The 22,329-nt window shown below is 60.3% G+C and carries 19 protein-coding genes; 7 read left to right on the top strand and 12 right to left on the bottom strand.

Annotation, left to right across the window (positions count from 1 at the left end):
* Positions 1–132 precede the first annotated feature (132 nt).
* From RRH01S_RS03260 to RRH01S_RS03235, 6 genes are all read right to left on the bottom strand, one after another.
* Positions 133–1,650 (bottom strand): helicase HerA domain-containing protein, encoded by a 1,518-nt coding sequence (locus RRH01S_RS03260; RefSeq protein ID WP_041722571.1) that lies wholly within the window; start codon positions 1,648–1,650, stop codon positions 133–135.
* 139 nt (positions 1,651–1,789) lie between these two features.
* Positions 1,790–2,935 carry an alpha-hydroxy acid oxidase gene (locus tag RRH01S_RS03255; RefSeq protein ID WP_007696351.1) on the bottom strand — a complete coding sequence of 382 codons (1,146 nt, stop codon included), beginning with the start codon at positions 2,933–2,935 and terminating at the stop codon, positions 1,790–1,792.
* 79 nt (positions 2,936–3,014) lie between these two features.
* Entirely contained in the window at positions 3,015–3,479 is a 465-nt protein-coding gene (locus tag RRH01S_RS03250) for a GNAT family N-acetyltransferase (protein WP_012651586.1), read from the bottom strand.
* Between the two features lie 4 nt (positions 3,480–3,483).
* Positions 3,484–4,284, bottom strand: a complete 801-nt coding sequence (gene murI / locus RRH01S_RS03245; RefSeq protein ID WP_007696355.1) for a glutamate racemase — start codon at positions 4,282–4,284, stop codon at positions 3,484–3,486.
* On the bottom strand, positions 4,265–5,107 hold the full coding sequence (locus RRH01S_RS03240) for an RNA methyltransferase (protein ID WP_012651587.1): 843 nt from the start codon (positions 5,105–5,107) through the stop codon (positions 4,265–4,267). The genes murI and RRH01S_RS03240 overlap by 20 nt, the downstream gene beginning before the upstream one ends.
* A gap of 111 nt (positions 5,108–5,218) precedes the next feature.
* Entirely contained in the window at positions 5,219–5,800 is a 582-nt protein-coding gene (locus RRH01S_RS03235; RefSeq protein WP_037218522.1) for a hypothetical protein, read from the bottom strand.
* A 233-nt stretch (positions 5,801–6,033) separates the two neighbouring features.
* On the opposite strand from RRH01S_RS03235, the gene RRH01S_RS03230 reads away from it, so the two are divergent.
* Both RRH01S_RS03230 and RRH01S_RS03225 read left to right on the top strand, forming a co-directional pair.
* A complete protein-coding gene (locus RRH01S_RS03230) occupies positions 6,034–7,248 on the top strand; it encodes an NADP-dependent isocitrate dehydrogenase (protein WP_007696360.1) in 1,215 nt (404 codons plus the stop codon).
* 119 nt (positions 7,249–7,367) lie between these two features.
* Positions 7,368–7,994: a glutathione S-transferase family protein gene (locus tag RRH01S_RS03225; protein WP_012651590.1), complete on the top strand. Its 627-nt coding sequence runs from the start codon at positions 7,368–7,370 to the stop codon at positions 7,992–7,994.
* 46 nt (positions 7,995–8,040) lie between these two features.
* Here RRH01S_RS03225 and RRH01S_RS03220 read toward each other — a convergent pair whose 3' ends face one another.
* The 3 genes from RRH01S_RS03220 to recA all read right to left on the bottom strand — a co-directional run bounded on the left by RRH01S_RS03220 (position 8,041) and on the right by recA (position 12,946).
* Positions 8,041–8,892, bottom strand: a complete 852-nt coding sequence (locus tag RRH01S_RS03220; protein WP_042469919.1) for an AraC family transcriptional regulator — start codon at positions 8,890–8,892, stop codon at positions 8,041–8,043.
* A 136-nt stretch (positions 8,893–9,028) separates the two neighbouring features.
* On the bottom strand, positions 9,029–11,689 hold the full coding sequence (gene alaS / locus RRH01S_RS03215) for an alanine--tRNA ligase (RefSeq protein ID WP_012651592.1): 2,661 nt from the start codon (positions 11,687–11,689) through the stop codon (positions 9,029–9,031).
* Between the two features lie 171 nt (positions 11,690–11,860).
* Positions 11,861–12,946, bottom strand: a complete 1,086-nt coding sequence (recA, locus tag RRH01S_RS03210; protein ID WP_012651593.1) for a recombinase RecA — start codon at positions 12,944–12,946, stop codon at positions 11,861–11,863.
* 239 nt (positions 12,947–13,185) lie between these two features.
* Between recA and RRH01S_RS03205 the strand changes: the two genes are divergently transcribed.
* A complete protein-coding gene (locus RRH01S_RS03205; protein ID WP_012651594.1) occupies positions 13,186–14,130 on the top strand; it encodes a carbohydrate kinase family protein in 945 nt (314 codons plus the stop codon).
* Between the two features lie 46 nt (positions 14,131–14,176).
* On the top strand, positions 14,177–15,103 hold the full coding sequence (locus RRH01S_RS03200; protein WP_007696370.1) for a pseudouridine-5'-phosphate glycosidase: 927 nt from the start codon (positions 14,177–14,179) through the stop codon (positions 15,101–15,103).
* A gap of 30 nt (positions 15,104–15,133) precedes the next feature.
* On the opposite strand, the gene trpS is transcribed toward RRH01S_RS03200, so the two are convergent.
* Together trpS and cckA are read right to left on the bottom strand one after the other, a co-directional pair.
* Positions 15,134–16,153, bottom strand: coding sequence for a tryptophan--tRNA ligase (trpS, locus tag RRH01S_RS03195; RefSeq protein WP_012651595.1), 1,020 nt, complete (start codon positions 16,151–16,153; stop codon positions 15,134–15,136).
* Positions 16,154–16,469: 316 nt separating this feature from the next.
* A complete protein-coding gene (gene cckA, locus RRH01S_RS03190; protein WP_042469917.1) occupies positions 16,470–19,085 on the bottom strand; it encodes a cell cycle histidine kinase CckA in 2,616 nt (871 codons plus the stop codon).
* A gap of 290 nt (positions 19,086–19,375) precedes the next feature.
* Between cckA and RRH01S_RS03185 the strand changes: the two genes are divergently transcribed.
* Together RRH01S_RS03185 and RRH01S_RS03180 are read left to right on the top strand one after the other, a co-directional pair.
* Positions 19,376–20,233 carry a flagellar biosynthetic protein FliO gene (locus RRH01S_RS03185; RefSeq protein ID WP_034518097.1) on the top strand — a complete coding sequence of 286 codons (858 nt, stop codon included), beginning with the start codon at positions 19,376–19,378 and terminating at the stop codon, positions 20,231–20,233.
* Positions 20,234–20,279: 46 nt separating this feature from the next.
* Entirely contained in the window at positions 20,280–20,963 is a 684-nt protein-coding gene (locus RRH01S_RS03180; protein ID WP_012651598.1) for a Type 1 glutamine amidotransferase-like domain-containing protein, read from the top strand.
* Positions 20,964–21,058: 95 nt separating this feature from the next.
* On the opposite strand, the gene dksA is transcribed toward RRH01S_RS03180, so the two are convergent.
* A complete protein-coding gene (gene dksA / locus RRH01S_RS03175) occupies positions 21,059–21,478 on the bottom strand; it encodes an RNA polymerase-binding protein DksA (protein WP_007696378.1) in 420 nt (139 codons plus the stop codon).
* 280 nt (positions 21,479–21,758) lie between these two features.
* Between dksA and RRH01S_RS03170 the strand changes: the two genes are divergently transcribed.
* A complete protein-coding gene (locus tag RRH01S_RS03170) occupies positions 21,759–22,250 on the top strand; it encodes a SixA phosphatase family protein (protein ID WP_012651600.1) in 492 nt (163 codons plus the stop codon).
* The last annotated feature ends 79 nt before the right edge of the window (positions 22,251–22,329 follow it).

The raw sequence follows: 22,329 nt of genomic DNA, 5'->3' as shown, positions 1-22,329 counted from the left end.
AGGTTCCTCACGTTAGCGAACGGAGGAGCCACGGGACATGTCAGTGAAACACCGGACATTTCTGCCCGGCGTTGGGGCGGTCTGTAAGGGGTCGTCATGAAATTGTCAACAGCGGGAACGGCAATAACATGCCTATTCAGCGGCCGCCTGATCGCCACCATTGATATCAGGCGCATTGGCATCGCCCGGCGCGGTCTGGCTGCCGATATCCGGGAAGGCGACGATGCGTTTCCCTGAGAAATCCGTGTGAACAACAACACTGCCCTGCTCCTCAAAATAGCTGAGCAGCCGTCGGGCACGGCGGGCGGAATGGGTGCCGTAGGCCCGTGCGATGCGTGCGTCGGAAGGACAGGGCTCGCCGCAGATGGCCGCCTTGGCGAGCATCAGGAACACACCTTGCAGATCGTCTGTAACGCCAGAGGAGAGCGAAATGGCCGTGCCCCAGGCCTCGGTCGCCATGGTGGCCTCGTCGGCACCGGAGCGCACGATCGCCACACGGCGTCGGAATTCCGACAGGGTCATCGGCACGCCCGGCACCCGGCGCATACGCAGCCGTACGAGGAATTCCTGATAGAGCACTGAATCCGTTCGAAAACCCGAGGCTGGATCGTCGAGAATTTCAGAAAGCACGGCACCTACCCGCGCCTCGCGATCTTCCGTCGACAATTCCGGCTGGCTCACCCTCGGTTCGGCAGGCGCCGCGCTGGCGGCAGGCGTGGAACGGGAAAGTTCGGCCAGAATATCCGTCGTCGGACGCGGCGCGGGCGTGGTGCGGCGAACGACCGGCCTCGAAAATTCCTCCGGGTCCGGCGTGAAGATCAGATCCTCGACATCCTGCGGCGCATCCGGCAGCGGCATCAGCTTGGGGCTGGAGGAACGCGCCGAGGTTTCGACGTTACCGATGGTGATCGCCAGCGGCCGGCGCGACAAGGCCGGACCGAGCGCGACGAAATTGCCGCGCTTCAGGTCGCGGAACATTTCCGCTTGCCGGCGATCCATGCCGAGCAGATCGGCGGCACGCGCCATGTCGATATCGAGAAAGGTGCGGCCCATCAGGAAGTTCGAGGCTTCGGCAGCTACGTTCTTGGCAAGCTTCGCCAGGCGCTGCGTGGCAATAACGCCCGCGAGACCACGCTTACGGCCGCGGCACATCAAGTTGGTCATAGCGCCGAGCGACATCTTGCGCGCGTCTTCCGAGACATCGCCACCAACCGACGGCGCGAACATCTGCGCTTCGTCGACAACAACAAGCACCGGATACCAATATTCGCGCTCGGCATCGAACATGCCGTTGAGGAAGGCGGCGGCGGCGCGCATCTGCTGCTCGATATCAAGCCCCTCCAGCGTCAGGACGCAGGAAACACGATGCTGACGGATACGGTTGGCGATACCGGCAAGCTCAGCCTCGGTGCGCTCGCCATCGACCACCACATGGCCGAACTTGTCGGCCAGCGTGACGAAATCGCCCTCGGGATCGATGATGACCTGCTGCACCCACTGCGCGGATTGCTCCAGCAGACGCCGCAGCAGATGCGATTTTCCAGAGCCGGAATTGCCCTGTACGAGCAGACGGGTTGCCAGCAGTTCCTCGATATCGAGTTGGGCGCTGGTCCCGCCGGACGCCGTTCCCATGTCGATGCCGACCTGCAATGCAATACCCCTTTTGACAAGACTCAGATGTGGAAGCGCCCATCTTTCAGAAACGGGGCGCTTCCGTCTATCAAAGATTTCTGCGGCTTTCGCGAACGGATTTCAGAAACCCACAGGGGAATGCAATCCGGTCGCCCCTCTACCGGAAACGCAGGTTGGCGCGTGATAGCTGATCGACCGTCGTGCAGCCCATGAGCTTCATGCCGCGCTCGATCTCGGTGCGCAGCATGCCAAGTGCCCGTTCGACACCCGGCTGGCCTGCAGCCGCCAGCGGATAGAGATAGAACCGTCCGACGCCGACAGCTTTGGCGCCGAGCGACAGTGCCTTCAGCACATGCGTCCCGCGCTGAATGCCGCCATCCATCATCACGTCGATCCGGTCGCCAACCGCATCGACGATTTCGGCCAGTTGATCGAAGGCTGAGCGCGAGCCGTCCAGCTGCCGCCCGCCATGGTTGGAGAGCACGATGCCGGTGCATCCGATTTCAACGGCGCGCTTGGCATCCTCCACGGACATCACGCCCTTGAGGCAGAATTGCCCACCCCAATGCCGTACCATTTCGGCAACATCATCCCAATTCATCGACGGATCGAGCATTTCGGTGAAATATTTGCCGATCGACATCGCCCCGCCGCTCATGTCCACATGCTCGTCGAGCTGCGGCAGACGGAACTTCTCGTGGGTGACATAGTTCAAGCCCCATGCTGGCTTCATGGCGAATTGCGCCAGGCCAGCAAGGTTGAGCTTGAAGGGAATGGAGAAACCGGTGCGCAGGTCGCGCTCGCGGTTCCCCCCGGTGATGCTGTCGACAGTCAACATCATCACATTGACGCCGGCATCCTTCGCCCGCTGCATCATGGCGCGGTTAAGCCCACGATCCTTATGAAAGTAGAATTGGTAGACCTGCGGCCCCTGATGCTTCTTGCGTACCTCTTCAAGGCTGACCGTGCCGAGCGAGGAGACGCCGAACATGGTGCCCATGGAAGACGCCGCGGCCGCAACCGCGTTTTCGCCCTGATGGTGGAAGAGCCGCTGCAAGGCCGTCGGCGAGCAGTAGAACGGCGTTGCCAGTTTCTGCCCCATCACCGTGACGGACATATCCACGCTGCTGACGCCACGCAGGACATTGGGAACCAGATCGCAGTTTTCGAAGCTTGTCGTGTTCCGGCGAAGCGTCACTTCGTCGTCGGCAGCGCCATCGATGTAGTTGAAGATCGGACCTGGAAGACGGCTTTTCGCCAAGGCTCGGAAATCATGGAAATTATAGCAGTCAGTGAGGCGCATGATTTGCCTCGACGGTGAAACCGCAATGCTTTTCAAAAGGCATCAAATATCGTCCTCCCAATACCACCCTCACACTGCTCTATAAGCGATGCAGTCGTGCTTCCCACTTATAGAGCACGTCAGGCTCCTTCTCCTCATTGCCCGCCCCGTCCGACTCGTCAACAACCAAGAAGCCGTGTTTCTCGTAAAAACGGCGTGCTGCGACATTTCGCTGAAAAGTCCAGAGCGAAAGCGACGGATAGGCGGCTTTCGCGACCTCCAGCAATCTGGTGCCGATACCGCGACCCTGCGCCTCGGGCAGGACGTAGAGCTGATCGATCCAATCCTCGAGAAAGGCGATGACGCCGACGAGGCGACCACCCTCTTCCGCGCCCCATATCTGGCAATCCTTGAAGACGACCGCGCTCCAGAAGCCGACATCCTCTTCCGACGTGTGAAGCCCCGACAGCGTTGGAAGCCGGTCGTCGAAGGCGGCTCGATGGACCCCAGCCGCAGCCGGCATGTCAACGAGATCGAGTTTCCGCAATGAAATCGTGCCAGCCATATCGTTATGCCCTCAACCCAAAGCCCTGCATCAGCCGTCGTGTCGGAAAATCCGGCGTGCCGGAGGTGAAGACGGCGAAATCATAAGTGTCGGGATGAACGGCATCGGCCACCTGCGGCACCAGACTGCGGGCGCGGCGCGCGATCGCCTCGGCAGGATCGAGCCAATCGACCGGCCAGGGCGCAAGCCTGCGGAAGATATTGGCCATGAAGGGATAATGCGTGCAGGCAAGCACGACGATATCGGTCTTGCGGCCATCCATCTCGACAAAGCACTGGCCGACTTCGGCGAGCACCGCATCGTCGGAAACTGTGCCGCCGCGAATATAGGCCTCCGCTATGCGTGCCAGATTTTCCGAGCCGACGAGCCGGACATGGCATTGCGTCGCGAAGGACTGGATGAGATCGCGGGTATAGGCGCGCTTGACGGTGCCTGGCGTCGCCAGGACCGAGACCAGACCGGATCGTGTCCGCTCCGCCGCCGGCTTGATGGCCGGCACCGTGCCGACGAAGGTCATTTGCGGGAAAGCGGCGCGCAAATCGGCGCCGACAAGCGTGAAGGCGGTATTGCAGGCGATGATGCAGATTTCCGGATCGTAGTCCGCCAAAAGCTTGGCGAAGAGACCAACGATGCGCTCGCGCAGCGCCTGCTCTTCCCAGTCGCCATAGGGGAAACCGGCATCGTCGGCGACATAGATGAAACCGCGCTCCGGCATCAACACCCTCGCCTCGCGCAGCACCGTCAGGCCACCAATGCCCGAATCGAACATCAGGACCGGTTTCAGCTCATTCGCCGTTGCTGTCATCGCTTGTGGGTTCCTTCGGTGCAGCGGAGGATCTGGGATGTGAGCCGCTGCCGCGCGGAGATTTTCGCGTGAAGCGGTCGAGGGACGAGATCACGCCGCGCAAGACGCTGATTTCCTGTTCGGTAAACGCCCGGCGCGAGAGGACTGCGCGCAGATTGTCGATCATTTTGGGCTTTTTCCCGGCAGGATGGAAATAGTTGCGCGCATCCAACGCCTCTTCTAGCTGATCGAACAGACCGAAGAGCTGCTCCTTGGTCGAGGGCCGCTGCTCCGTCGCCTGGAACGGCACGGCGGCGACATCTTCCATGCCGGTCTTCATCCATTCATAGGACATCAGCAGCACGGCCTGAGCGATGTTCAGCGAGGCAAAAGCGGGATTGACGGGAAAGGTCACGATCTCGTCGGCCAGCGCAACTTCCTCGTTCGTCAGCCCCCAGCGTTCGCGACCGAAAAGGATGCCGGTACCCTCGCCTGCCTTGAATCTCGCCCGAAGCGTCTCGGCAGCAACCACCGGCGACCGCACCGGCTTGAAGCCGTCACGCTCGCGCGCCGTCGTCGCATAGACGAAATTGAGATCGGCGACCGCCTGCTCCAGCGTGTCGTAGACCTTGGTCGCTTCGATGATGTGATCGGCCTTGGAGGCGGTCGCCTGCGCCCGTTCGTTCGGCCAGCCGTCGCGCGGGTTGACGAGGCGAAGCTCGGCGAGGCCGAAATTCGCCATGGCGCGCGCCACCATACCGATATTCTCGCCCATCTGCGGCTCGACCAGAATGACGGCCGGCCCTTCGGCCAGAAGTTGACGCTCGCTATTCGTGCCTGCCATGACGCCTTTCCCTACGCGCGCACCTTATCGCGCAAATCATGGTCGCAATAACGAGACAGGCGGCAATCGGCAAGACTTTTGAGCCTCGGGCCGCTCAGTCCGAAACGGAGACTATTTCTGATCCGGCTGTTTCTGCTGCTGATCCGCCGACTGCTGCTGCTTGACGATATCCTGCATGACGGATTTCAGCGAATTGGACTGACCGCCCTCGTCGACGGTGATGATGTCGTCGATGACCGGCTTGCCTGCCTCCTGAATGACCTCGAAACGTACCGTGGTCACCGCCTGACTGTTGGCGTCAGAGCCCTGGCAAGCCAACGACTTGAAGGTCGCGACCACCTCCGTCGTATCACCCTTGGGGGCCTGCGCGGCGATATTCATATCCTGTAATGGACACGCATCCTGACCGCCGACAATGACATCATAGTCGAAGGGCGAAATACCGTCTTCGTCAACGGCTGGAAACTGCGCCGCCGCCTTGTATTTCGCAATGAGATCCTTGCTGTAGCGCTCATCCAGCTTGCTCTCGTCGAAAATATCCTGCCAGTCGCTGTCGCCGCCCGCCCAGTTGGAAACGGTAGCGTCCATCACTGCCTTGACCGGCGTCGTCACATCAGCCGCAGCAGCCGGGCCTGCACTGAGCGAGAGGGGAAGAAAAACAGCGAGAAGCGCGGCAGCGGCAATTTTCTGCATGATAAGAATCCGTAATGATCAGCGAAGCATGCGCGCGACATTAGCCGCATCCATCGCTTTGGCAATGGTCCGCCCCGGAAAAGCAAACCGCGCGATGAGGAGGATCTGATGAGCAAAAACGCCTCTTTGGCGCCTCTTTGGCTTTGCGTTCGGAACTTGCGATGCTATAGCGCTCGAGACTTCATATCACTCACGGGGACATCCGCTCCCATCAGCTTAAACGAGGCAGAAGCATGAAGAAGATCAAGGTCGCTAACCCCGTTGCCGATCTCGATGGCGACGAGATGACTCGCATCATCTGGCAGTTTATCAAAGACAAACTGATCCATCCCTACCTCGATATCGATATCGACTATTACGACCTCTCGGTCGAAAACCGCGATGCGACCAACGACCAGGTCACCGTCGACGCCGCCAACGCCATCAAGAAGCACGGCGTTGGCATCAAGTGCGCGACGATCACGCCGGATGAAGACCGCGTCAAGGAATTCAACCTCAAGCAGATGTGGAAGAGCCCGAACGGCACGATCCGCAACATTCTCGGCGGCGTCATCTTCCGCGAGCCGATCATCTGCAAGAACGTACCGCGCCTGGTTCCGGGCTGGACCAAGCCGATCGTCGTCGGCCGTCATGCCTTCGGCGACCAATACCGCGCGACCGACTTCAAGTTCCCCGGCAAGGGCAAGCTGACCATCAAGTTCGTCGGCGAAGACGGCGCGGTCATCGAGAAGGAAGTCTTCGACGCTCCGGGCGCCGGCGTGGCCATGGCCATGTACAACCTCGACGAATCGATCCGCGAATTCGCTCGTGCCTCGATGATGTACGGCCTGATGCGCAAGTGGCCGGTCTACCTCTCGACCAAGAACACCATCCTCAAGGCCTATGACGGCCGCTTCAAGGATATCTTCGAAGAGATCTACCAGAGCGAATTCAAGGCGAAGTTCGACGAAGTCGGCATCACCTACGAACACCGCCTGATCGACGACATGGTCGCTTCCGCGCTCAAGTGGTCCGGCGGCTACGTCTGGGCCTGCAAGAACTACGACGGCGACGTCCAGTCCGACACGGTCGCCCAGGGCTTCGGCTCGCTCGGCCTGATGACCTCGGTTCTCTTGACGCCGGATGGCAAGACGGTTGAAGCCGAAGCTGCTCACGGCACGGTTACCCGCCACTACCGTCAACACCAGAAGGGCCAGGAAACCTCGACGAACTCGATCGCCTCGATCTTCGCCTGGACCCGCGGCCTCGCACATCGCGCCAAGCTCGACGACAATGCCGAACTCGCCAAGTTCGCCGCGACCCTCGAAACCGTGTGCGTCGATACCGTCGAATCCGGCTACATGACCAAGGATCTGGCGCTGCTGATCGGTCCCGACCAGCCGTGGCTCTCCACCACTGCCTTCCTCGACAAGATCGACGAGAACCTGCAGAAGGCCATGGCTGCCTAAGCCTCGGCAACAGCAAAGCTTATGAAAACCCGGCCTCAGCGCCGGGTTTTCTTTTGCCGGAAAAACTTGCCGCCGCCCGCTACGGATGACAAGAATGGCAGAATAAAAGGGAGGAACGCATGACCGAGGAACTCGTTTTCTACACCAATCCGATGTCGCGCGGACGCATCGCCCGCTGGATGCTGGAGGAGATCGGTGTGCCCTATCGCACCGAATATCTCGATTTCGGCACGACGATGAAGGCCGCCGAGTATCTTTCAGTGAACCCCATGGGCAAGGTGCCGGCGATCAAGCACGGCGATACCGTCGTTACCGAAGGTGCTGCCATCTGCGCCTATCTGGCCGAAACCTTTCCGCAGGCGGGCCTCGCGCCCACCGCCGCTGAACGTGGCCGCTATTTCCGCTGGATGTTCTTCGCCGCCGGGCCGATGGAGATGGCCGTCACCAATCGTGCCCTCGGCTTCGAAATTCCGACCGAGCGCCTGCGCATGGCTGGCTGCGGCAGCCTGGACAATGTCTTCGACACGCTGGAGCAGGCGGTCACCGCTTCACCCTACATTGCAGGCGACCGTTTCACGGCCGCTGACGTCTATGTCGGCTCCCATGTCGGCTGGGGTCTCAATTTCGGCACGATCGAAAAGCGGCCGGCCTACATCGATTACTGGAACCGCGTGAGCGACCGCGATGCCTATCGCCGCGGCAACGAAATCGACAATGCGGCGATGCCGAAACAGGCGAATGGCTGAAAAGACAAAGCTCTACAGCCATTCTCTCAAGCGAGACTACGTGCCGCTATTGCAGCGGCATGTAGATCTCGGTCAATAATTCCGTCGGCTGCACGTCGCGCGGATTGTTGAGGTATTCCTCGAACATCACCGCGTCGCGCAGCTGACGACCGGAAGCGGGCAGCCATTCGGCGTAGAGCCACTGATAGGCCTTGTACATATCGGCATAGGGGCCTTTGTGCCGCAGCACGGCGTATTCGCCACCATCGACCGTCCGACGCTCCAGCGGAGCGTTGGCGGCGACCTCCTCGCTGGCATTGACGCAAGCATAGGAGCGCAGCTTCTCCGCCGGGACGACATCCGGATCATCGAGATAGACGCCAATCATCCGCATATCGGGCCTGGCAAGGCTACGGGCATAGAGCGTACCGAACAGGATTTCGAAAGCCTGGCCGATCTGCATGTAGGGACCGGTATGGGAAACCCCGATCAGCGAGAGCGAGGGAATGGTGCGAAGCGTGACGTCGAACATGAGCTTGATCCTTCCTTGGGTGCTGGGTTCGAAGATCGTGTGACTTCCCTCATTCCGATATCGCGCCGGCGGCATGCCGTAGACGGATTTGAAGATACGGTTGAACGATTGGAGGTTGGGATAGCCCGACCGCTTTGCAATGTCGTTGACGGCAAGATCGGTGTTGACGAGATCGCCGGCGGCGCGATGCAGCCGCAACCGTTTGACGGTGGCAGCCGCCGTCTCGCCATAGATCGCCCGATAGATCCTGTGCCAATGATAGCTGGACATGCAGGCAATCTCGGCAAGTCTCTCCATATCGAGCTCTTCGTCCAGATGCTCATGGATATAGGCAGAAACCCGCCGCAGACGGGTTTCATAAAGCGCCCATGCCGTTTCGTCGTTCATGTCAGCCCCCTTGCAAATCGATCGGCCCCAAGGAACCATATCTCGATTTGACAAATCCTGCTGAGTTTCGAGCATAGCAAAACGGCAGGAGTTATTCGCCCCCGCCGTTTATCAATAGTGAAATTAAATCCGTATCTTAGCCAGCGAGTGCCACAGCAACCGCTTCAACAGCCTCATCCGCCTTTGCACCATCCGGTCCACCGGCCTGGGCCATGTCGGGACGACCGCCACCACCCTTGCCGCCGAGGGCGGCAGAGGCGATGCGGACGAGATCGACGGCGCTGAAGCGGCCGATCAGATCGTCGGTGACGGCAACAACCGCGCTGGCCTTGCCGTCTTCGGAAACGCCGATCAGCGCGACGACGCCGGAGCCGAGGCTGGTCTTGCCCTCATCGGCAAGACCCTTCAGATCCTTCGGATCAACGCCGGAAATGGCCTTGCCGAGGAACTTGACGCCGTTGATGTCGCGGACTGCATCGGCCGAGCCGCCCTGGCCGCCGCCCATGGCGAGCTTGCGCTTGGCGTCCGCCAGTTCACGCTCCAGCTTGCGGCGCTCATCCATCAGCGCTTCGACACGCGAAACGACATCGGTCGGCTGCACCTTCAGCGCGGTGGCAAGCGCCTTCACGCGGTCATCCTGTTCGGCCAGGTAATCACGAGCGGATTCGCCGGTGACTGCCTCGATGCGGCGCACGCCGGCGCCGACTGCGCTATCGCCCAGGATGCGGATAAGGCCGATCTGACCGGTCGCGGAGGCATGCGTGCCGCCGCAAAGCTCGATGGAATAAGGCTTGCCGGCCTTCGCACCGCGCACGCCCTGCCCCATGGACACGACGCGCACTTCATCACCATACTTCTCGCCGAACAGCGCCATCGCACCTTCGGCAATGGCATCGTCGACGCTCATCAGGCGGGTCGTGACCGGTGAATTCTGCAGCACGATCTCGTTGGCCATATCTTCAACGATCTTCAGCTCCTCAGCCGACATCGGCTTCGGATGCGAAACGTCGAAGCGCAGGCGCTCAGGCGCGACCAGCGAGCCCTTCTGCGCCACATGGGTGCCCAGCACCTCGCGCAGCGCTTCATGCAACAGGTGAGTTGCCGAATGGTTGGCGCGCAGGCGCGAACGCCTATTGTGATCGACCGTCAGAACAACGGCGTCCCCGGTCTTGATCGTGCCGTCCGAAACCGTGGCGATATGCACGAACAGGCCCTCGCCCTTCTTCTGCGTATCGCTGACCGCAAGCTTGCCGGTATCGCTGGAAATCACGCCGGTATCACCCATCTGACCGCCGGATTCGCCATAAAACGGCGTCTGGTTGACGATGATCTGCACTTTGTCGCCGGCGGACGCGCTGTCGACGGCAACGCCGTCCTTGACGATCGCCTGGATGACGCCTTCGGCAACTTCCGTATCATAACCGAGGAACTCGGTGGCGCCGTGCTTTTCCTTGAGCTCGAACCAGATGGTTTCGGTCGCCTTGTCGCCCGAGCCGGTCCAGTGCGAACGTGCCTCGGCCTTCTGCCGCTCCATCGCATCGGTGAAGCTCGAAATATCGACGCCGATGCCGCGGGCGCGCAGCGCATCCTGCGTCAGGTCCAGCGGGAAGCCATAGGTGTCATAGAGCTTGAAAGCGGTTTCGCCATCGAGGCTGTCACCCTTGTGCAGCGTCGAAGTGGCATCGTTCAGCAGCGACAGACCGCGTTCCAGCGTCTTGCGGAAACGAGTCTCTTCGAGCTTCAGCGTTTCGGAGGTCAGCGCCTCAGCGCGCACCAGCTCGGGATAGGCGCGGCCCATTTGCTGCACCAGCGCCGGCAACAGCCTCCACATCAACGGTTCCTTGGCGCCCAGCAACTGCGCATGGCGCATGGCGCGGCGCATGATGCGGCGAAGCACGTAACCGCGACCTTCGTTCGACGGCAGCACGCCGTCGGCGATCAGGAAGGCGGAGGAACGCAGGTGGTCGGCGATGACGCGATGGCTGGCGCGATGCTCGCCCTCGGCCTTGACGCCGGTTGCCTCTTCCGAAGCCTCGATCAGCGCCCGGAACAGGTCGATGTCATAATTGTCATGCTTGCCCTGCAACACGGCGGCAACGCGCTCGAGACCCATGCCGGTGTCGATCGACGGACGCGGCAGGTCGACCCGCTCCTGCTTGGTGATCTGCTCGAACTGCATGAAAACGAGATTCCAGATCTCGATGAAACGGTCGCCATCCTCTTCCGGCGAGCCGGGAGGTCCGCCCCAGATATGATCGCCATGGTCGTAGAAGATTTCAGAGCACGGGCCGCACGGGCCGGTATCGCCCATCGCCCAGAAATTGTCGCTGGTGGGGATACGGATGATCTTGTCGTCCGAGAGACCGGCGATCTTCTTCCAGAGGTTAAAGGCGTCGTCGTCAGTGTGGTAGACCGTCACCAGCAGGCGCTTGGCGTCGAGGCCGAATTCCTTGGTGATCAGGTTCCAGGCGAGCTCGATGGCCCGCTCCTTGAAATAGTCGCCAAAGGAGAAATTGCCGAGCATTTCGAAGAAGGTGTGGTGACGGGCGGTATAGCCGACATTATCGAGGTCGTTATGCTTACCGCCGGCGCGCACGCATTTCTGCGCGGTCGACGCCGTCGTATAGGGACGCTGCTCCAGGCCAGTGAAGACATTCTTGAACTGCACCATGCCGGCATTGGTGAACATCAATGTCGGATCGTTGCGCGGCACGAGCGGGCTCGACGGCACGATCTCGTGACCGTTCTTCTTAAAATAGTCGAGGAAGGTCGACCGGATTTCATTCACACCGCTCATGTTTGGCCCTTCAGTATGCCTTCGGCAAGTCCTATCAAAGTCAGTGGCTTTTATCGTTCGCTCCCGGCCCTGTCCAGCCGCACAAACAAAACCGGCCGCACATCCCTTGGACAATACGGCCGGTTTTGAATTTTAGTCCTATATCAAAGCCTGGAACGGCTCCGGAAACCGCTATTCCGCGGCAGCTTCACCGTCATCGGCATCAGGCCCGCCATTCTGCAGGAAGCGGTCGGCGATCAGGCCGGCATTCTGGCGCAGCGACAGTTCGATCTCGCGGGCGAGATCCGGATTGTCGCGCAGGAAGAGCTTCGCATTTTCGCGGCCCTGGCCGAGGCGCTGGCTGTTATAGGAGAACCAGGCACCGGACTTTTCGACGATGCCGGCCTTGACGCCGAGATCAACCAGTTCGCCGGTCTTGGAAACGCCTTCGCCATACATGATGTCGAATTCCACCTGCTTGAAGGGAGGCGCCATCTTGTTCTTGACGACCTTGACGCGGGTCTGGTTGCCGACCACCTCTTCGCGCTCCTTGACGGCGCCGATGCGGCGGATGTCGAGGCGGACCGAGGCGTAGAATTTCAGCGCATTACCGCCGGTCGTCGTTTCCGGCGAACCGAACATAACGCCGATCTTCATGCGGATCTGGTTGATGAAGATCACCATGGTATTGGACTTCGAGATCGAAGCGGTGAGCTTGCGCAGCGCCTGGCTCATCAGGCGGGCCTGCAGACCCGGCAGGCTGTCGCCCATCTCGCCTTCGATTTCGGCGCGCGGCGTCAGCGCGGCAACGGAGTCGACGACGAGAACGTCGATGGCGCCGGAGCGCACCAGCGTGTCGGTGATTTCAAGCGCCTGTTCGCCGGTGTCAGGCTGCGAAATCAAAAGGTTCTGCAGGTCGACGCCGAGCTTGCGGGCATAGACCGGGTCGAGCGCGTGTTCGGCATCAACAAAGGCGCAGATGCCACCCTTCTTCTGTGCCTCAGCAATCGTCTGCAGTGCCAGTGTCGTCTTACCGGAGCTTTCCGGCCCGTAGATCTCGACAATGCGTCCCTTCGGCAAGCCGCCAATGCCGAGCGCGATATCGAGGCTCAGGGAGCCGGTGGAAACTGTTTCGATTTCGACCACGTTCTCGTTAGAGCCGAGCTTCATGATCGAGCCCTTGCCGAACGACCGCTCAATTTGAGAGAGTGCCGCTTCAAGTGCCTTGCTTTTATCCACCGATTTGTCCTCTACAAGCCGCAAAGAATTCTGAGACATTCGATCCACCTTTAGGTTATTGAAGCCGCTCAAGCAATGTCGCCGCTGATGAGAATTGTGTACTCTATTTGTTCTCATTTCGCAAGGCCACAACAAGCGATTGAAAGAAAAAGGTAAAATGAATTCCGTTCTACATTTGTTTTCTTCTTTCATCCCAAGCACTTACGTGCCCACGCCGACCATTTCCGGCATGTTATCAACCGCTTCGATTCGCCTTTTTGGCCGCTGAGGAGATCGATATGGCGAAGAAGATTCTCGTTTTGGGCGGCGCTCATATTGATCGGCGCGGCCGCATTTTCGGCGATACGGCGCCCGGTGCCAGCAACCCCGGCGCCTGGTTCGAGGAACCGGGCGGCGGCGGCTTCAACGCGGCGCGCAATCTCGCCCGCCTCGGCTTCAATGTACGGCTGATCTCGCCACGCGGCGGCGATCCCTCAGGCGAAATGGTGGCGGAAGCCGCGAACCATGCCGGTGTCGACGACAAGCCCTTCGTCTTCCTTGACCGCAAGACGCCGAGCTACACGGCGATCCTCGAGCGCGACGGCAATCTAGTAATCGCGCTCGCCGACATGGAACTCTACAAGCTGTTCGTGCCGCGCCGGCTGGCGATCCGCGCCATCCGCGACGCTTTCGAAGCCACCGACCTAATCCTCTGCGACGCCAACCTGCCGGCCGACACGCTGAGCTCGATTGCCACCCGCGCAGCCACCCTCGGCAAGCCATTGGCCGCGATCGCGATCTCGCCGGCCAAGGTCGTGCGCCTGAAGCCCTGCCTTGCCGGCATCGACCATCTTTTCCTCAACGAGGCGGAAGCCGCGGCGCTGACGGAAAGCCGCCCGGACGATCCGCGCGATTGGGTTGCCGAACTGCGCGCACTCGGCCTCAAAAGCGGTGTGATTACCCGTGGCAAGCGCGAATTGATCGCCTTCTCCGGCGACACCACCGTCAGCCTGCAACCGCCCGTCGTCGACAATGTCGCCGATGTTACCGGCGCCGGAGATTCGCTTGCCGCCGGCATTCTTTCCGCTTTGCTTGCCGGCCACAATCTTCCCGAGGCCGTGCGCCACGGGACCGCTGCGGCCGCAATCACTGTGCAATCCCCTTTCGCCACGGCGGAAAATTTGTCGCCCGCGCTTCTGAAGGCGATGTTGGCTCTTGTTCCACAAGCCGTAATTCTGTCATGAAGCGCATTGATTTCGCATTTCCTGTTTCAGCCGATTGGACTAGACCATGACCAAGCCCATTTCCCCCCTACTGCCGATCTCATATTCGAAGGAAGTTGCCGCCGCCAAGATGCGTGGCGCGCCGCTCGTGGCTTTGGAATCGACCATCATCACCCATGGCATGCCCTATCCCGGCAATATCGAGATGGCACAGAGCGTCGAGGCTATCATCCGCCAGGAAGGCGCCGTGCCGGCGACTATCGCCGTCATTCATGGCGTCCTGCATATCGGCCTGGAGCCGGAAGAGCTCGAAGCGCTCGCCAAGACCGAGGGCGCGATGAAGGTATCGCGCGCCGACCTCGCCTTCGCCATTGCCGAACGCCGCACGGGCGCAACAACGGTTGCCGCGACAATGATCGCCGCCGCCCGCGCTGGCATCAAGGTTTTCGCCACCGGCGGTATCGGCGGCGTACATCGCGGTGCTGAGGAAAGCTTCGATATCTCAGCCGACCTGGAAGAACTCGCCCGCACCGGCGTCATCGTCGTCTGCGCCGGCGCCAAGGCAATCCTCGACATTCCGAAGACGCTGGAAGTTCTGGAAACCCGTGGCGTCCCGGTCGTCACCTACGACAGCGCCGAATTCCCGGCCTTCTGGTCGCGCGCCTCCGGCCTGCCGAGCCCGCTGACGTTGAACAGCCCAGCGGCGATCGCCAATTTCCAGGCAACCCGCGAACAGCTCGGCATCGACGGCGGCATGCTGATCGCCAATCCGGTGCCGGAAGCAGCCGAGATCCCGCGCGAGGAAATGGAGATCTACATCGAGCGCGCGCTCGACAGCGCCGAACGCGACGAAATCGTCGGCAAGGCGGTCACTCCCTACCTGCTCAGCACCATCTTCGATCTCACCGACGGCCGCAGCCTGAAGACCAATATCGCGCTGGTCGAGAACAATGCACGCCTCGCCGCCGAAATCGCGGTTGCTCTGGCGGAATAAAAAAAACGGCACGAGGAACAGCGCCGCTCATCAGGTCAATATGAACAGACCGAGAGCGGCGCGCAGTTCAGCGACCGTCGCCTCGGTCCGCTCCCTTGCCTTCAGCGTTCCCTGCCGTAGCAAATCCAGGACATAAGCCGGATCGCCGGCATAACGGGCACGCCTCTCGCGGATCGGAGCAAGCAGCGCTTGCAGCACATCCTCAAGATGCCGCTTCACCGTCATGTCACCAAGACCGCCCTTTCGATAGCGCGCCTTCAACCCCTCGACCAAATCGCGATCCTCGGCGAACGCATCGAGATAGGTGAAGACGACGTTGCCTTCGACCTTGCCCGGATCGGCTGCGCGCAGATGATCCGGATCAGTGTACATCCGCAACACCGCCTCGCGAATATCGTCCGGTGAGGCAGAAAGCGGGATAGCGTTACCCTGCGATTTGCTCATCTTCGCCTTGCCATCGACACCCGGTAGACGACCCACCGCCGGGATCATCGCCTCGGCTTCGAAAAGAATCTCACGTCCGACCTGTCGGTTGAGGCGACGCACGATCTCATTGGTCTGCTCGATCAACGGCGCCTGATCTTCGCCGACGGGAACGATCGTCGCCTTGAAGGCTGTAATGTCGGCCGCCTGGGAGACCGGATAGCAAAGGAATCCTGCCGGGATATCACGCTCGAAGCCACGAAGCTGGATTTCCGTCTTGATTGTCGGATTGCGTTCAAGCCGCCCGACAGTCACGAAATTCAGATAGAGAAGCGTCAACTCGGCGAGCGCCGGCAAGGCAGACTGCAAGCAAATCGTGGTCTCGGCCGGATCGATTCCCACGGCGAGATAATCAAAGGCGACTTCCAGGACGTTGCGACGAACCCTGTCCGGATCATCGGCATTATCGGTTAGGGCCTGCGTGTCTGCGAGAAGCAGGTATTGCCGATGGCTGTGTTGAAGGGCCACGCGGTTTCGCAGAGAACCAGCATAGTGGCCGAGATGCAGTGGGCCGGTGGGTCGATCACCAGTCAGGATGACGGGACGACTGTCAATTGGTGGGGACATTTTGATGCTCCGTAAAGGAGCCGCCGCGATCGGGGAGAAACTTGGAAAAACGACCATACCTGCCGGATCACGGCGGCAAGGGTCGATTTCAAGAAATGACGACTGCCGCTCCTACAAGGAGCGCCACCACATCCGCAGATTGGAATTTGCGAGGTCGTTCATGCCCGCTAGATGCCATGGATCGGATAAAATTGGCAATGGGAATATCGAGATATGACGAGATTCCCGCGTCATCATCAGGACGCCGACCGCCTGCATGCTCTTATCTCCAAGAAGAGAAATCCTGCAAAAACAGAATTTTACGGCAACCTCTTTATTAGTGATCCAGCGTCTCTCGGACAACCACCGCAAGCTGCTTCAGCGAGAACGGCTTCGGCAGGAAGCCGAATTTGGCGTCGGCGGGCAGGTTGCGGGCGAAGGCGTCCTCCGCATAGCCGGAGACAAAGATGAACTTCATATCCGGGTATTTCTTGCGCAGCTCTCCAAGCAGCGTCGGCCCATCCATTTCCGGCATGACGACGTCGGACACGACGACATCCACCTGGCCGTCAAGTTCTTCCATGATCTCGAGCGCCTCGACGCCGGAGCCGGCCTCGTAGACCGTGTAGCCGCGTGTCTCGAGCATGCGCTTGCCGCCACGACGGACCGCCTCTTCGTCCTCGACGAGGAGTACGACAGCCGACTTGCCGGTGAGATCCGCCGGTTCTTCTGGCGGGACGACGGCAGCGACGCTCTGGTCCATCGCCGAGATATCGCGGCTCTCGGGCGACTGGCCTTCCGTCAGGGCCGGCATTTCGACGATGTGGCGCGGCAGGAAGATACGGAATGTCGTGCCTTTGCCGACTTCCGATTCCGGATGGATATAGCCGCCGGACTGCTTGATGATGCCATAGACCATGGCAAGGCCGAGACCTGTGCCCTTGCCCACTTCCTTCGTCGTGAAGAAAGGCTCGAAGATCTTGTCCATGATTTCGGGGGCAATACCGGTGCCGGTGTCGTTGACCTCGACCAGCACCATCTCCTCATGCGGCAGATAGGCATAATTGAAAGCAGCGACATCCATGACCGGCAGATTGCGGGTGCGCAGTGTCAGCGTGCCGCCACCCGGCATAGCGTCGCGGGCGTTGACGCAAAGATTAATCAGCACCTGTTCGAACTGCGACAGATCGGTCTTCACAGGCCAGAGATCGCGGCCATAGTCGACATCGAGCTTGACATGCGTGCCCGATAGCAACCGCTCCACCAGCATGCGCAGATCGCCGATCACGTCGGTCAGGTTGAGGATCGTCGGCCGCATCGTCTGCTTGCGCGAGAAGGCGAGCAACTGCCGCACCAGGACGGCGGCGCGATTGGCATTGCGCTTGATTTCCATCAGATCGGCGAAGCTGGCATCGGCCGGACGGGCCTGCAGCAGCAGATGGTCGGACGACAGCAGGATCGCGGTCAACACGTTGTTGAAATCATGCGCGATGCCGCCGGCAAGCGTGCCGACCGCATTCATCTTCTGCGTTTGCGCCATCTGCGTTTCCAGAGCCTTCTGCTCGGTCACTTCGACGGCATAGACGATGGCTGCCTCTTCCGGCGCCTCATCGGTCTGATCGATGACGGCGTTGATATAGAAGCGGAAATGCCGCGTGTCGTCCTTCGGATTGCGGGAATCGATCGGCGGGATATCGCCCTGCCGGTCCTTGGCGGCGGCCAGCGCATCTTCGAGCCGGGGCCGGTCGCTTTCGTTGACGATCGTTTCAAGCGCAGCACCGCGCTCGATATCGTCGCGCGACACGAGATCGGAGAAGAGCTTCAGGAACGGCGCATTCGTACGCAGGATACGCCCAGAACCGTCGACCGAGGCGATCGCCATCGGCGTATTGTTGAAGAAGCGGCTGAAACGCATCGCCGCGACAGAAGCCGACTGGTCGTTGTCGCCGCCATTCTGGCGCGTCAGAACGATGGTCCGGCTTTCGCCCGGCGCACCGTCGCGCATCGAGGTAACGCTGTGGACGATCTGCACCGGCAGACTCTGGCCGTTGGCGCGGCGCAGATCGAGATCGAGCGTCACCGTCTTCTTCAAGCCCGGCTCGGCCTGCACGGACTGGATCAGCGTCAGGCCCTCGCCCGCGACGAGATCGCCGACGCTCATCGAGCCCGGCGTGAATTTGGTGAGATCGAAGCCCAGCCATTCGGCAAGCGTCGCGTTCAAATAGAATATCTCGCCCTTGCGCCCGGCCGAGAAGAAACCCGCCGGCGCATGATCGAGATAATCGATAGCGTTCTGCAGCTCTTTGAAGAAGCGCTCCTGATCATCGCGTTCCGAGGTAATGTCGGTGATCTGCCAGATATGCAGCGCCTTGCCGCGTCCCTGCTCCGGCGGCAGAACGCGCGCCTTCAGGCGATACCAATGCGCGCCGTTGCCATTGCCTTCCGCAAGACCGAGCGGCTTCAGCAGCCGGAACTCCTCGGATCCTTCCTTGCCGTCACGCAGGCTATTGGCCAGGCGATAGAGCGCCTCGTTGGATTCGCGATTGCGCGACAGCAGCGTTTCCAGCGATTGCACTTCGGTGGCCTTGGCAGCACCTGTCAATCGACCGTAGGCGGCATTGGCGTAGACGATGCGGCCCTTTTCGTCCGTGATCAGCGTGCCGTCCGGATGGCTGTTCAGGAAGGAGCGCGCCAGGCTGTCGGACTGGGTCTGCGGCATCACCTCGACGAAGCCGATGATGGACGACACGAGAAAGAAAATGCCGACCATGGCAAGAATACCGAGCCCGCCAAGCACGGCCTCATTGTCGAGCTCGTCCTTGAAGACCACGAAAGCCGCCGCAGCGGCCACCAGCACCAGCGCCAGCAGAATGATGCGCAGCACAGTGCCCGAACGAACCCCGCGGTCCACCAGCGGTACGCTATACTCGTCGGACGGACGCTGCTTCGTCATGGACCCCTCGTCTCCGTCCTCCTCCTTGTCGCGTCGTGCACTTGACGGATCGCCGGAATCGGACCTTTCCGAATCATCTTTAGCAATTTGCCGCCTCAGCAAAAAGCTTTGCGGAGGCAGAAAGGCTTGTATTCACAAGGAAGAGCGCTGAACAGCGAACGATCTTATCTTGCCTCGAAGGTGGACCTGTCCATATGATTGCCTCATATCAGGACAAAGAGGAAGGCGCGCGGCCAGTCGTATACCACGGCAAGGCCGCGACATCGGGGTTAATTACGGAGTATCTCGACATGTGGGACGAAATCGCCGGGGCCTATGGCAGCCGCTTCCTTCTTGCAGCCGGTGGGGTGGGCATTGCCCTTCTCCTGCTGATCGGCATCCTTTGGATCCTGCGCAGCCGAGCGCCGTCGCCCTTCGTGCGGGGCGGAAAGAACCGCCAGCCGCGCCTGCAGGTTCTGGACGCCGCCGCCGTCGATGCCCGCCGTCGCCTCGTGCTGGTCCGGCGTGATGGCATCGAACACCTCATCATGATCGGCGGCCCGACCGATATCGTCATCGAATCCGGCATTTCCGACCCAAGCAAGGCCGCGGCACAGACGCCGATCCCGATCGAACTGCCAACCCTTGCTGAACGACGGCTGGAGCCGGCACCAGAACTCCCGCGCCTTGACCGCCAGCCGCCCGAGCCTGCGGAAGCCAAGATCGAAGCCTATCTGAAGGCCGAACCGGCCGTTGTCGTCGAGCCGGCAATCGAGCGCCCACAGCCTGTTACGGCCCAGCCGCCGCGCGTACAACAATCCACAGCGGCCGTGCTGAGCGAGACGGAGGCAGCCGAGATACTGGACGCGGCGCGTCACGTCGTCCTGCCGCAGGAGCCGCCCCGCCCCGCCCCGGCAGTTGCGGCGCCACAGGCGCGTGAACCCGGCAGCGATTTCCAGCGCGTGCTGGAAGCGGAAATGGCAAACAATCTCACCGCCGAGCGGATCATTCCGAACGTGCAGCCGCAGCAGCAAATACAACAGCAACCGGCAGCCGCCCCCGCTCAACGCCGCGACCCGGAACTCGCGCCGATCACCGGCTCTGACGCAGCACTTCAGAAAGAAGTCGCGCGCATTTTCGGCGAAATGAGCGTCAACCGCGATAAATAGATTCCGGGCATGATACGTCGGATCTATCGGCGGGAACACGACAATCATGAGACTATATCTGTCATCCTACCGGCTGGGCAGCCATAAAGACCGCGTGTTGGAGTTGCTGCAAGGCGGGCGACGGGCAGCGATCATTGAGAATGCGCTTGACTACATTCCCGACGAAGCGCGCAGAAAATACCAGGCCACCGTCTACGATCCGAAAGGAGAGTTTTCGAACTTGGGCATCGCGGCGGAATCTCTCGATCTGAAGCACTATTTCGGAGATCCTGATGGCCTCGAAACGACCTTGGACAAATTCGATCTCGTATGGGTTCTTGGCGGAAATTCTTTCCTACTGAGGCGCGCCATGAAGCAAAGCGGCTTTGATCACGTCATCGCCCGGCTGCTGCGTGACGACGCAATTGTCTATGGCGGGTTCAGCGCCGGAGCCGTCGTGATGGCACCGACGCTAAAGGGGATCGATCTCATGGATGATCCCGAACAGCTTGCCGCCGACTATGATCCCGAGATCGTCTGGGAAGGACTGGGGATTGTGGATTTCTCGATTGTCCCGCACTACCGATCAGATCATTCCGAGCGGGAAACGGCAGAGAACGCCGTCCGCTTTTTCGAGCAAAGCGCAATGCCGTTCCGGGCGATATCGGACGGTGAAGTGATCGTCGTCAAAGATGGAACAATTACTTTGCTTCCCATCTCGGCGCTCTCGTCACAAGTATCCGAGAACTGAGAATTCCAATCAATGCCCAGCTGAACGCAAAAAGGCACGACGGGGATTTCCGTCGTGCCTTTATTTTTTGCAGTCCGATTTTAGCCGGACGGTGACTATTCGTCTTTATAAACTTTTTCGCGGCGCTCGTGGCGTTCCTGTGCTTCGATCGACAGGGTAGCGATCGGACGAGCATCCAGGCGCTTCAGGCCGATCGGCTCACCGGTTTCCTCACAGTAACCGTAGGTGCCTTCATCGATGCGTTGCATAGCTGCATCGATTTTCGAGATCAGCTTGCGCTGACGGTCCCGAGCCCGGAGTTCGATGGCTCTGTCGGTTTCCGAAGAAGCCCTGTCGGCCAGATCTGGGTGGTTTGCGCTTTCTTCGGCCAAATGCTCGAGCGTTTCGCGCGCTTCTCTTAGGATATCATTCTTCCAGGCTACTAACTTTGCTCGAAAGTAGGCCCGCTGACGCGAATTCATGAACTCCTCGTTTTCCGAGGGCACATACTCGCTAAGATCGATCTTCTCACTCAACGCGATTCTCCTGAAGAACATCTCATATGGCGGGGTGTATATCCCAACCGATAGTATCGGTTCAAGCCAAATAGACGCTGTAAACTGATTTTTAATTTTGTCATAAAATTCGGCTAACAGTCTATTTTTTCATCATATTCTTGCAATATCGAAATTGTGCTGTTGCCGTAACCTTCGCGTGAGGGGTCGCTAAGTCCCCGTATCACCAATAGTTACGCAGTTGACGGCGCATGGGATGAAACGATACGTCAAGGGATAAATCCAGCATGGGAATTTCGCCATGACCAGCATCTCACCGCCGCCCTCCAGGATTTACCTGTTGCGTCATGCCCAGGCTCAGCACGCCGCCCCCGGCCAGCGGGATTTCGACCGACCGCTGAGCGATAACGGCTATGCAGCGGCCGAGATCGTTGCCGACAAGGCCGCCGACAAGGACTACAAGCCGGATCTCGTCATTTCCTCGACGGCGCTGCGCTGCCGCCAGACCGCCGACGCGGTCCGCCGCGCCATGACCCCGCCTCCCGAATTGCGTTTCGTCGACGCGCTCTATAATGCGACGCTGGACGTCTATCTGGAAATCATCTCCTCGCAGACGACCGAGGACTCCGTGATGCTGGTCGGCCACAACCCGGTCATCGAGCAGACGCTCGAAGCCCTGATCGGCCATGATGCGCTGGTCACCGCCCTGCCCGGCGGCTTTCCGACCGCCGGTCTCGCCGTAATCGACGCCACATCCTCCGGCTGGATCCTCACGGAATTCATCAGCGAATAGGACCAGTTGGAAAATATCAGGCCAGGCGATGATTTAGCGAGTTTTGATCTATAAAGCCCGCTCATCTTTTCGGCGCTTG

The organism is Rhizobium rhizogenes NBRC 13257 (assembly GCF_000696095.1).
Lineage (GTDB): Bacteria > Pseudomonadota > Alphaproteobacteria > Rhizobiales > Rhizobiaceae > Rhizobium > Rhizobium rhizogenes.
This window is presented reverse-complemented; position numbering and strand designations above follow the sequence as displayed.

Bases quoted from the DNA above. Each gene is read 5' to 3' on its own strand.
- RRH01S_RS03255 (WP_007696351.1), bottom strand. From the start codon at position 2,935: ATGCGCCTCACTGACTGCTATAATTTCCATGATTTCCGAGCCTTGGCG.
- RRH01S_RS03250 (WP_012651586.1), bottom strand. From the start codon at position 3,479: ATGGCTGGCACGATTTCATTGCGGAAACTCGATCTCGTTGACATGCCG.
- murI (WP_007696355.1), bottom strand. From the start codon at position 4,284: ATGACAGCAACGGCGAATGAGCTGAAACCGGTCCTGATGTTCGATTCG.
- RRH01S_RS03240 (WP_012651587.1), bottom strand. From the start codon at position 5,107: ATGGCAGGCACGAATAGCGAGCGTCAACTTCTGGCCGAAGGGCCGGCC.
- RRH01S_RS03235 (WP_037218522.1), bottom strand. From the start codon at position 5,800: ATGCAGAAAATTGCCGCTGCCGCGCTTCTCGCTGTTTTTCTTCCCCTC.
- RRH01S_RS03230 (WP_007696360.1), top strand. From the start codon at position 6,034: ATGAAGAAGATCAAGGTCGCTAACCCCGTTGCCGATCTCGATGGCGAC.
- RRH01S_RS03225 (WP_012651590.1), top strand. From the start codon at position 7,368: ATGACCGAGGAACTCGTTTTCTACACCAATCCGATGTCGCGCGGACGC.
- RRH01S_RS03220 (WP_042469919.1), bottom strand. From the start codon at position 8,892: ATGAACGACGAAACGGCATGGGCGCTTTATGAAACCCGTCTGCGGCGG.
- alaS (WP_012651592.1), bottom strand. From the start codon at position 11,689: ATGAGCGGTGTGAATGAAATCCGGTCGACCTTCCTCGACTATTTTAAG.
- recA (WP_012651593.1), bottom strand. From the start codon at position 12,946: ATGTCTCAGAATTCTTTGCGGCTTGTAGAGGACAAATCGGTGGATAAA.
- RRH01S_RS03205 (WP_012651594.1), top strand. From the start codon at position 13,186: ATGGCGAAGAAGATTCTCGTTTTGGGCGGCGCTCATATTGATCGGCGC.
- RRH01S_RS03200 (WP_007696370.1), top strand. From the start codon at position 14,177: ATGACCAAGCCCATTTCCCCCCTACTGCCGATCTCATATTCGAAGGAA.
- trpS (WP_012651595.1), bottom strand. From the start codon at position 16,153: ATGTCCCCACCAATTGACAGTCGTCCCGTCATCCTGACTGGTGATCGA.
- cckA (WP_042469917.1), bottom strand. From the start codon at position 19,085: ATGACGAAGCAGCGTCCGTCCGACGAGTATAGCGTACCGCTGGTGGAC.
- RRH01S_RS03185 (WP_034518097.1), top strand. From the start codon at position 19,376: ATGTGGGACGAAATCGCCGGGGCCTATGGCAGCCGCTTCCTTCTTGCA.
- RRH01S_RS03180 (WP_012651598.1), top strand. From the start codon at position 20,280: ATGAGACTATATCTGTCATCCTACCGGCTGGGCAGCCATAAAGACCGC.
- RRH01S_RS03170 (WP_012651600.1), top strand. From the start codon at position 21,759: ATGACCAGCATCTCACCGCCGCCCTCCAGGATTTACCTGTTGCGTCAT.